This is a genomic window from Bacteroidota bacterium (assembly GCA_018816945.1).
In the GTDB taxonomy this organism is placed as follows: domain Bacteria; phylum Bacteroidota; class Bacteroidia; order Bacteroidales.
The window spans coordinates 1-9,645 of record JAHIVC010000045.1; the positions used below are offsets into that span (position 1 = coordinate 1).

A 9,645-nucleotide genomic window follows, 5' to 3' on the forward strand; every position below is an offset into this window, starting at 1 on the left:
AACTAATTAATAAAAAAATGAAAGCACAAAAACCTCTAAAAGAAATCTTTATAGTATTGGTTACCATCGCTCCTTTATTATACTATTTTTATTTATGGAGTTCATTGCCGGAAACAATTCCAATCCATTTTGATGCGATTGGAAATCCCAACGGATATGGCAGTAAAAATATCATCACAATCGTATTATTAATTTTAACGGTAGGGATTTACCTGTTTCTTAAATTTATACCACGAGTTTACAATAAAAACAGCTTTACGATTGATCCTAAAACATTTGAGAATCTACGATTTATTATGGCATTGTTTTTCTCAACCTTATGTTTTATGATCATATTTTCCGTTCAACAAGGTAAAATAAACAGCTCCTTGCTCTATATCATTATTGCATTTTTGATTTCCATACTTGGAAATTACATGGGCAATGTCAGGCCAAATAATCTCTTTAAAAACAAATTTAAATGGACGAATAAGGATGAATTTGTATGGAAGAAAACACAAAATTTCATTGGTAAACTTTGGTTTGTTTCAGGCATTGCTTTAGCATTAATCATTATCTTCTTACCAAAAGAATTGGAGGCTTACGTATTATTTATTGGTATGATGATTATTTTAGTAATTCTGCCTGCTGGGTATAGCTATATAATTTATCTGAATAATAAAAAAGCCCTTAAACGAAATGAGTTATCGGAAACTCTAGCGAATACAGTAGAGTCAGAAAGTAGAAATTCCGATCCTTGGATAGGATTATTTTATGTCAACAGCAGGGATAAAAGGGTACTCGTACCAAAACGAACCCCGGGAATGGGATGGACTTTGAATTTTGGGAATCCTTATGCTTATATTTTACTCATTGCAATTGTTTTAATTATCCTTATGACTAATTATCTTACTTAAAAATCCAGCCATGAAAAAACTAATTTTAATTTTCGCAGGATTATTCTTATCCACAGTTTTAAAGTCTCAAGATTTACAGAATGTGAATTTCTCAGAATCAGAACTGATACTTAAAACCACTACCGGCAATATTTACGGAACATTAAGCATCGCTGAAACTCCTGAACCAAGCCCAATTATTCTTATTATTGCCGGCTCAGGTCCAACCGACCGTGATTGTAATTCGGCACTTGGTTTAAAAACCAATGCCTTCAAAATGATGGCGGAAGGATTTGCTGTGAATGGAATATCGACACTTAGATTTGATAAACGAGGGATTGCGGAAAGCAACGCGGCAATGAAAAGTGAAGCTGAACTTCGATTTGACGACTATATAAAAGATGTGGTAGATTGGGTTGCATTATTAAAAGCTGATCCTCGATTTTCAAGAATTATTATTTTGGGCCATAGTGAAGGTTCATTGATAGGAATGATCGCCGCCGAACAAACCAAAATTGATGGATATATATCTATTTCGGGAGCAGGGAGGGCAATCGATGAAGTGCTGAAAGAACAACTCGTCAGCAAATTACCACCGCAACTGATGGAAGAATCAAATCGAATATTGGATACCTTAAAAATGGGCAAGTTAGCTTCGCAGGTGAGTCCCTATCTGGTTTCGCTATATCGCCCAAGTGTTCAGCCCTATATGATTTCATGGATAAAATATGATCCGGCTAAAGAAATTAAAAACTTAAAAACCCCTACTTTAATTATTCAAGGTAACACTGATTTACAGGTAAGTGAAAAAGATGCAAAATTGCTTGCTGCTGCAAAACCCAATGCAAAATTATTAATTATTGAAAATATGAATCATGTTTTAAAAGAATCTGAAGCTGATCCTCAAAAAAATATGGCCACCTATAATAACCCTGAATTACCATTAAAAGCAGGATTGGTTGATGAAATTGTGAAGTTTATAAATAACAAGTAGTTAAAAATGTTTTTAATCAGGAGATCAAATAAGAATATAGGGTAATTTAAGGCAAACAACTCTATGTTAATATTCTTCTATCCAACAATAATTTGAACAATTATTGTCCTGATGGATGGATTTTGACCTTAAAATCAATAGTACACCTAATTCTATTGCACTTTATTAACCTGATTTAAAAACAAACACATGAAAAAAATTCGAATTTTAAGCCTATTTATTTTTACCACAATCTTGACTTCAGGAACTTTTGGGCAAGACCTGAAAGTGAACAGTAATGGACTGGATATCTACTACCGTATCATGGGTAAAGGTTTACCAATTTTGATAATTGGTGGTGGTCCTGGAGATGTTTCAGATCGTTATCTTAGTTTGTGCGAACTGCTTTCCAAGGACTTTCAGTGTATTTTGGTTGATCAGAGAGGAACAGGCAAATCTACTCCTGCACAAATAGATTCTTCCAGCATTTCGTTAGCGTTGACTATTGAGGATTTCGAGGCTATTCGTAATCATTTGGGGTTTAAGCAATGGACTGTGCTTGGCTTCTCGTATGGAGGGTTCGTAGCCGCTGTTTACACCAACGACTATCCAACATCAGTTTCTTCGCTTATCCATATGGGCTCATTGGGATTTGATTTTAATGTCTATAGGCATTTTAGTGACAATATCGTGTCGAGGCTACATCCCGGTGATCTGGAATTGCTAAAATATTGGAGTGATTCAACCAGAATGGCAACTGATAAACACCATGCAATTGTTGAAACAATTAAGGCAAGAATGCCCGGCTATTTTTTTAGCAGAGAAAAAGCATTGTTAGTTACTCAAACCATGAAAGACTCTGACTTTAATTTAAGTCTCGGTGATTATTTGTGGGATGATATGTACAAAAGAAGCCTTGAATTGTTAAAAAAGAATTCGGACTTCGATAAACCAGTGCTCATTCTTCATGGCAGACAAGATCCATTGGGAGAATCGGTAGCTCAATCTTTATCACGTTATTATAAAAATAGCAAGCTGGTATTTGTCGAAAAAAGCGGTCATTATTCCTGGATAGAACAACCTGAAAAGATTTTGGCAGCAATTAAAGCGTTTTTATCACCGACCAAATAAATAGCAATGAAAAAAGCAGGACTTTTCTTTTTTATTATCGGTTTAGCTACTTCAGCTATACCTGCTCAGGAAAAAATTTCGATAAACTCAATACCATCAACAATTGCCTTTACCATTGATGAGAAGGACCTATTTCCTGAAGGCATTACCTATGATCCTATAACAAAATTATTTTTTGTAAGCAGTGTTCAAAAGAAAAAAGTGATTGCAATTGATACAAAAGGTAATTGTTTTGATTTTGTAAAACAAGAGCAGGATAGTATGTTTCGCAGTTTAGGAATGAAAGTAGATGTTGAGAGAAGAAGATTATGGATTGTTTCAAATAGTGATTGGGGCAACAGCATGATATCGGCAGTTCATATTTATAATATTGATACTCGAAAGCTAATAAAGAGTTTATTTACTGCCAAGGGAAAAGTTCCCACTTTTAACGACCTCGCTCTTACTGAATCGGGTGATGCATTTATTTCAGATTTTGGCGGGAATAGTATTTTTCTGGTTCCATCAGATTTGAGCAGGGCTGAACTGTTTTTAGAGTCCGATAACCTTTTGGAGGGTGCAAATGGAATGGTTCTCTCTTCTGATGATTCAATGCTATATGTTGCATCGAATACAAAAGGGATTGTAATCGTTGATTTAAGAAACAAATCCATTCAACCAATTGCTTGTAGTTTGCCTATAGAAACCAAAGGGATCGATGGGCTAATGCTTTACAATAACAGTCTTGTTGGGGTTTTTAATGGTGATGGCGATATGAAAAAGCATCATATTTCCCAATATGTGCTAAGCGATGATGGTCGCGAAATCGTTTCTTCATCCATAATAGATCAGAATAACCCCTTGTTTAACGAGCCCACATCGGGAGTGATTGTTGATGATGAATTGTATTGCCTAGCGACCACCAATTTGCGTCAATTTGTAATGGATGGAAATGTTGATGTTACCAAGCTTAAAAACCCAATTGTGCTGAGGTATATACTTGAGAATGTTTCAGAAAATAATTAAGTCAAATTGAATCTGTTGCACAGGAGTATGACTGGCATGACATTAAATAGAATTGGGCTTTGATAAAAATTTTAAAAATATATTACAAAACTATTATTTATGAAAAATTAAATTAATACACTCAGAAAAATGAAACAGAAAAAACTTATTCGATTATCGATATCAATAATAATAATGATAATCTCATTGAATGCATTTTCGCAAATTACATTAAATACACCTAATACAAATAGTATTTTGTATTTAGGTGAAGGAGAAAACCAGCCATTGATTGTTGGTTTGGGTGGATCTGAAGGAGGAAATGCATGGGCGAGTGAAGGATGGGGAAAAGTGAGGGATCAATTTGTGGTAAAAGGATATGCTTTTTTAGCTCTTGGCTACTTTGGAGGAGAAGGAATGCCCGATACATTAAATCTTATCGCAATTGAAAATATTCACTATGCAATTGCAGAAGCTTCCAAAAATCCAAAAATAAATAAGAAAAGAATTGCAATTATTGGAGGGTCAACAGGAGCTGAACTTGCATTGGTTATGGGAAGTTATTACAAGGATATTAAGTGCGTGATTGGACTAGTTCCCAGCCATGCCGTTTTCCCTGGACATACAATGAGTTTTTCAACATCTTGCTGGACCTACAAGAATAAGGAACTACCCTTTGTTCCAGCCACTAAGGATGCTATACCCTTTATTATGAATGGAGAAATGAGAAAGGCATTTGAAGAAGTTCTAAAGGATACTGTTGCAGAACAAAAAGCATTAATCATGGTTGAAAAAATAAAAGGGCCAATTTTGCTTATTTCTGCTAAAAATGATGAGGTTTGGCCATCGACACCCATGTCGGAGAAAGTGATGGCAAGATTAAGTACCAAAAAGTTTAAGTACCATTTTGAGCATGTTGCGATAGAAGGAGGGCATTCTGCTCCACTAAAACAATTTGGCAAGGTTATTTTTCCATTTTTGGAAAAGCATTTCCCTGTAAAATAATAGAGGGGTTTTCAACTGATAGTTTTAAAAAATTTATAATGATTAAGAAAATTGAGATAAAGGTTGAAGTAAGTATAGTATTAATAACAAATCAATAATAAGGTGAAATAATATGAAACACCCATGTTTTGCCATACACAAACACACTAGTAATATTATTGCAAACATGGGTGTTCCATCATACCTTAAAAATAAATTTTATTATGATGAAAAAAGCATTTCAATTGACATCAATTTTAGTCTTAGTTATTTTATTAAGTTTAACTATTATTTCCTGTTCCCCAAAACAGGATGAATATAAAATTCAAGCATGGAAGACAGTGAAGACAATTAATCGATTATGGGCCATAGAGAGGGATATTGATAGCTTGGCGTTGTTCTTTCATAAAAATATGGTTTTAATTGCTCCTTCGCGATTTGAAAGATACGAAGGGGAAAAGGAAATTATCAAATCCTATCAGGATTATTTAAATGTAGCAGAAGTTATATTTTTTATTGAGTCAAATCCACGGGTTGATATATATGAAAATACTGCTATTGTTTGTTATGATTATCATGCAAAGTTGTGTTTTTCAAAAAAAGATACGATAGAGACAAAAGGCAGGGATATGTATATTCTTACTTTTGAAAATAATAAATGGAAAGCCGTTGCCAATCAATTTTCAACAATAAATAATTAAGCTATTCTTCATGAAAAATCAAATTACTCCAACTCAACTTTTTTCGCAGCTTGTGCCTAAGAAAAAAATATCAAGAATTTTACAATTTCCCCTTAGCCGGATATTTGTAGCCTTCCTTTTTCTGATACCCGTAATCTTAACCTATAATCTGCTATCAATCTTTGTCCTTGATGGGCTTGGAGAGCCTTTGGGAAGTTATGTTCATTATGCGACAATTCCAGTATTCATCTTTTTACTGTTTATATTGTATGCTAAATACACCAAGAGTTTTGAAGGACGGAAGGCATTTGAATTAAATTTTAATGGATGGCATAAGGAATTTGGTATAGGATTAGCAATTGGCGGAGGTATGGTTGTTATTATAACAGCTATTTTATGGATATTGAATTTCTACGCTGTTGATCATTTAAATTCGCCCCAAGTTCTATTTACAGGGTTTTTAAGATATGGTTATGGTTCGCTACTTGAAGAGTTGATTTTTACTATCATTTTTTTTAGGCTCATAGAAGAGTATTCTGGCACGCTTGTTTCATTCATCGCAACTTCGATGCTATTTGGGTTGATGCATCTTGGAAATGACGGTGCAACTCTAGGAAGTTCCTCGCTGATAATGCTTGAGCATATAGTAATTCTTGCACCCTTCATGCTGACACGTAGAATATGGATGGTATGGGCCATTCATCTTAGTTGGAATTATTTTCAAACTGCAGTTTTTGGAATGAACAATTCAGGAATGGCTCACGGTGGATTCATCACTCCCAATATCTCTGGTCCAGAATGGATTACAGGAGGTTCTTTTGGAATTGAAGCATCCTACTTGTCAATTTTTGTGAATATTGCATTTGGTGTAGTTATTCTATTATTGGCTATTAAAAGAGAGCAGTTTGTAAAGGTTAAAAATCCATTTGCTAAAACTACCATCAAGGTCAATAGATAATTAAGGTGGGGATTGAACCATTCGCTAATTGACATGGAGCCATTATTGTAATTTAATACTGCGACTCTATGTATTATCAAATAGGCTTTAGAATTGCATTTAATTGTTAAATTTGTTATTCCACAGAATAAATTTTATTATCATAACATAATTACAACAAGATGAATTAGAAACTTGTTCTGGTTTTTCATACAACGAAAAAATTCTTCTTAAATCACAAAAAAAGAAAAAACATATGAAAAAAATCCTGTTTTTATTGATATTCTTTTGTTTCGTTAACCTATTTTGCTATTCACAGCAGAATAACATTATTGAAGATAAATTTCTGATCGTACTAGATATTCAGGAATATTATACAAAAAATAAACTGCCTGAAATTTCTGCTCAAAAAATAATTGATTCTGTCAACTATGTAATTAATCATACTGACCCCCACAAGGTAATTTACATAAAGAGCATCCATAAAGTATTAATCTTGTCCCTTTCTTTTCCTTTTTTATATATTACTATCGATGCCCAAGCGATGAGTTTTGATAAAAGAATGAATGTGGTGAATGATCATATTTTTATAAATGATAATTTCAGTGTATTTACCATAGAAAAACTAAGAAATTTCCTTAAGCAAATCAACGCAAAAGAAATTGTGATGATCGGCGTTATGGCGGAAGAATTTATATCTGAATATTTGATTGAGGGAAAGGAACTTGGTTATGATATGTACACAATTCCGGAAGCCATTATTGGAAAATCACAAAAAAGTAAAGATGAAGCGATCATAAAACTTATAAAAAAGGGAATTAAAATAATTGATATTAATACCCTGACAGATAACAAAGAATAAATGCACTTTAATTGGAAATTAAATTTTATGCTTTTGCCAACAATTGCAACATGGCAAGAATTGTTTAGCAGTAATAAACAGATATAGATAGATTTAACTCTGACTTTTCGTGTTGAGACTTCTTATTTGCAGAATAAGCCTGATCGCTTGACTTTCTGAATTTATCATTACCCAACGGGGGAAAATTTTTTATGTGAATATGATCAGATTGAACTGAGGTTAATTTGATAACAGCTTCAGTTTATTCGGCCGGTTTTCTACTTATCCTTAATCACATATTCCTTTGGATGTTCTGCACCCAGCAAATATTTCACAAAATAATCCCAGCGTTTGCGGATCATATAGGTTTCACGTCCAAAACCATGACCACGATTTGGGAAAATGATCAAATCAAAATCTTTATTGGCAGCAATCAATTCGTTTACCACCAAAAGCGAATTATAAAAAGGAACATTCATATCCATGCTTCCATGGGTAATCAACAGCTTTCCTTTCAGGTTTTTCGCGAGATTTTGGTTCGCCTGATCGTCGTAATTACTGCTTCCATCTGCATTTGGAACCAGCAATCCCTGCCATTTTTCGCCCCAGTCGTCTTCATAGTTACGCTGATCGTGATTCCCTGCTCCACTCACAGCAACTTTAAAGAAATCGGGGTAACGCAGAATGGCATCTGTTGAAGCATATCCGCCACCCGAATGACCATAAATTCCAACTCGGTCGATATCGATCCACGAATATCTTTCGGCCAGTTGCTGCATTCCAGTAATTTGATCAGGCAAACCATTGTCGCCCATATTTCCATAATAAGCATCGTGGAAGGATTTGGAACGCATCGGGGTTCCCAGTGCATCCAATGCAACCACAATAAACCCAAGCTCAGCTAAGGATTGACGATCGCCACGATAAGCAGCAAAACTTCTGCTGCCAACGCTGCCCGATTGTGGTCCCGGATAAATATAATTAATGATGGGATATTTTTTAGTAGGATCCATATTGGTTGGCTTGCAAAGCAATCCGTATAAATCGGTTTTTCCATCACGAGCTTTCACCGTAAATGATTCGGGAGCCTGCCATCCCGAAGCAATTAATTTTGAAATGTCGCCTTTTTCGAGTTCCATCAGCAACTTTCCTTTTTTATCCCTTAAAACCGTGATGGGCGCATCTTGCGGTGTTGAGTAAGAATCTGTAAAATAATTTCCGCTTGGTGCTAACTTCCAGTTATGATTAGCATTTTCGGGTGTGAGCAATTTTAAATCCGAACCATCCATTTTCACGGAATAGTAATACTGATAATAGGGATCGCCTGCTTCGCGGCTCCCTCCCGAAAAATAAATAGTGCGGTCCTTTTCATTGATGTTGAGTACCTGAAAAACCCTCCAATCACCTTTTGTAATTTGGTTTTTCAAGGCACCTGTCGTAAGATCATACAAATACAAATGTCCCCAATTATCGGCTTGCGAGAACCAGATAAATTCATTGCTTTCTTTCATCACATACCAGTTCCATTTTCCGGCACCCGATTCGAAAAAAGTTTCTTCTTTTTCATAAAACACGGTTTTTACTTCACCGGTATTCGCATCTGCCGTTCGCAGCCAGGCTTCTTTATGATCTCTCGAATTGGAAAGGAAAGCCAGTTGTTTGCTGTCGTTGCTCCATTGCAGGTCGGCAATGCCGCTGCCCGAAGCAATATGATCGGTAATGCTTGATCGATGCTGATCCGGATCCATTTTTAAACGTACCACTTTGGGTTGGTCCACATGAATAACTACACGTTCAACGCGGAAAATAAGGCTGTCACCTGGTAATGGATATTTCCATGCTTCCAGTTTGGGATGTCCTACATTGGTAGTTGCCAGGTACATCTCCCCTACTCCGCGACCGTCGTGTTGAAACGTGGCGATCATCTTCGAATCTGGCGACCAGTCCAAAACAGGGCGATTGCTCTTGGTCCAGCCGGCATTATTGGTGGCATATCCAAAATCCTCGACGCCGTCGGTGGTTAACTGAATTTCTTCATTGCTGGCAATGATTTTCATCCACAGATTATAATCGCGAATAAAAGCGGCTTTCAAACCGTCGGGTGAAACTACGGCATCCTTAATCGTGATCGTTTTTACCACTAATTTATCTGCCACCTCTTTGGTGAGTTCCGATTTCTTTTTCTTTTTGGCATCCACCAAATAATATTTGGTTCCTTCGGGTGCATTTACGCTGTACCA

The 9,645-nt window shown here is 35.6% G+C and carries 9 protein-coding genes; 8 read left to right on the forward strand and 1 reads right to left on the reverse strand.

Annotated elements, in window-relative coordinates; translation table 11 throughout:
* The 8 genes from KKG99_07240 to KKG99_07275 form a co-directional block, all read left to right on the forward strand.
* The coding region (locus KKG99_07240) for a DUF1648 domain-containing protein (protein ID MBU1012782.1) at positions 1 to 896 on the forward strand (896 nt) is incomplete at its 5' end.
* A gap of 10 nt (positions 897 to 906) precedes the next feature.
* A complete protein-coding gene (locus KKG99_07245; GenBank protein MBU1012783.1) occupies positions 907 to 1,869 on the forward strand; it encodes an alpha/beta hydrolase in 963 nt (320 codons plus the stop codon).
* A 189-nt stretch (positions 1,870 to 2,058) separates the two neighbouring features.
* Entirely contained in the window at positions 2,059 to 2,979 is a 921-nt protein-coding gene (locus KKG99_07250) for an alpha/beta hydrolase (GenBank protein ID MBU1012784.1), read from the forward strand.
* A gap of 6 nt (positions 2,980 to 2,985) precedes the next feature.
* On the forward strand, positions 2,986 to 3,984 hold the full coding sequence (locus KKG99_07255; protein ID MBU1012785.1) for a hypothetical protein: 999 nt from the start codon (positions 2,986 to 2,988) through the stop codon (positions 3,982 to 3,984).
* A 129-nt stretch (positions 3,985 to 4,113) separates the two neighbouring features.
* Positions 4,114 to 4,968, forward strand: a complete 855-nt coding sequence (locus tag KKG99_07260) for a hypothetical protein (GenBank protein ID MBU1012786.1) — start codon at positions 4,114 to 4,116, stop codon at positions 4,966 to 4,968.
* Positions 4,969 to 5,174: 206 nt separating this feature from the next.
* Entirely contained in the window at positions 5,175 to 5,648 is a 474-nt protein-coding gene (locus KKG99_07265; GenBank protein MBU1012787.1) for a nuclear transport factor 2 family protein, read from the forward strand.
* A 10-nt stretch (positions 5,649 to 5,658) separates the two neighbouring features.
* Positions 5,659 to 6,585: a CPBP family intramembrane metalloprotease gene (locus KKG99_07270; protein ID MBU1012788.1), complete on the forward strand. Its 927-nt coding sequence runs from the start codon at positions 5,659 to 5,661 to the stop codon at positions 6,583 to 6,585.
* Between the two features lie 235 nt (positions 6,586 to 6,820).
* Positions 6,821 to 7,426 carry an isochorismatase family protein gene (locus KKG99_07275; GenBank protein ID MBU1012789.1) on the forward strand — a complete coding sequence of 202 codons (606 nt, stop codon included), beginning with the start codon at positions 6,821 to 6,823 and terminating at the stop codon, positions 7,424 to 7,426.
* A gap of 257 nt (positions 7,427 to 7,683) precedes the next feature.
* Here KKG99_07275 and KKG99_07280 read toward each other — a convergent pair.
* Positions 7,684 to 9,645: S9 family peptidase (locus KKG99_07280; GenBank protein MBU1012790.1), on the reverse strand; the 1,962-nt coding region annotated here is incomplete at its 5' end.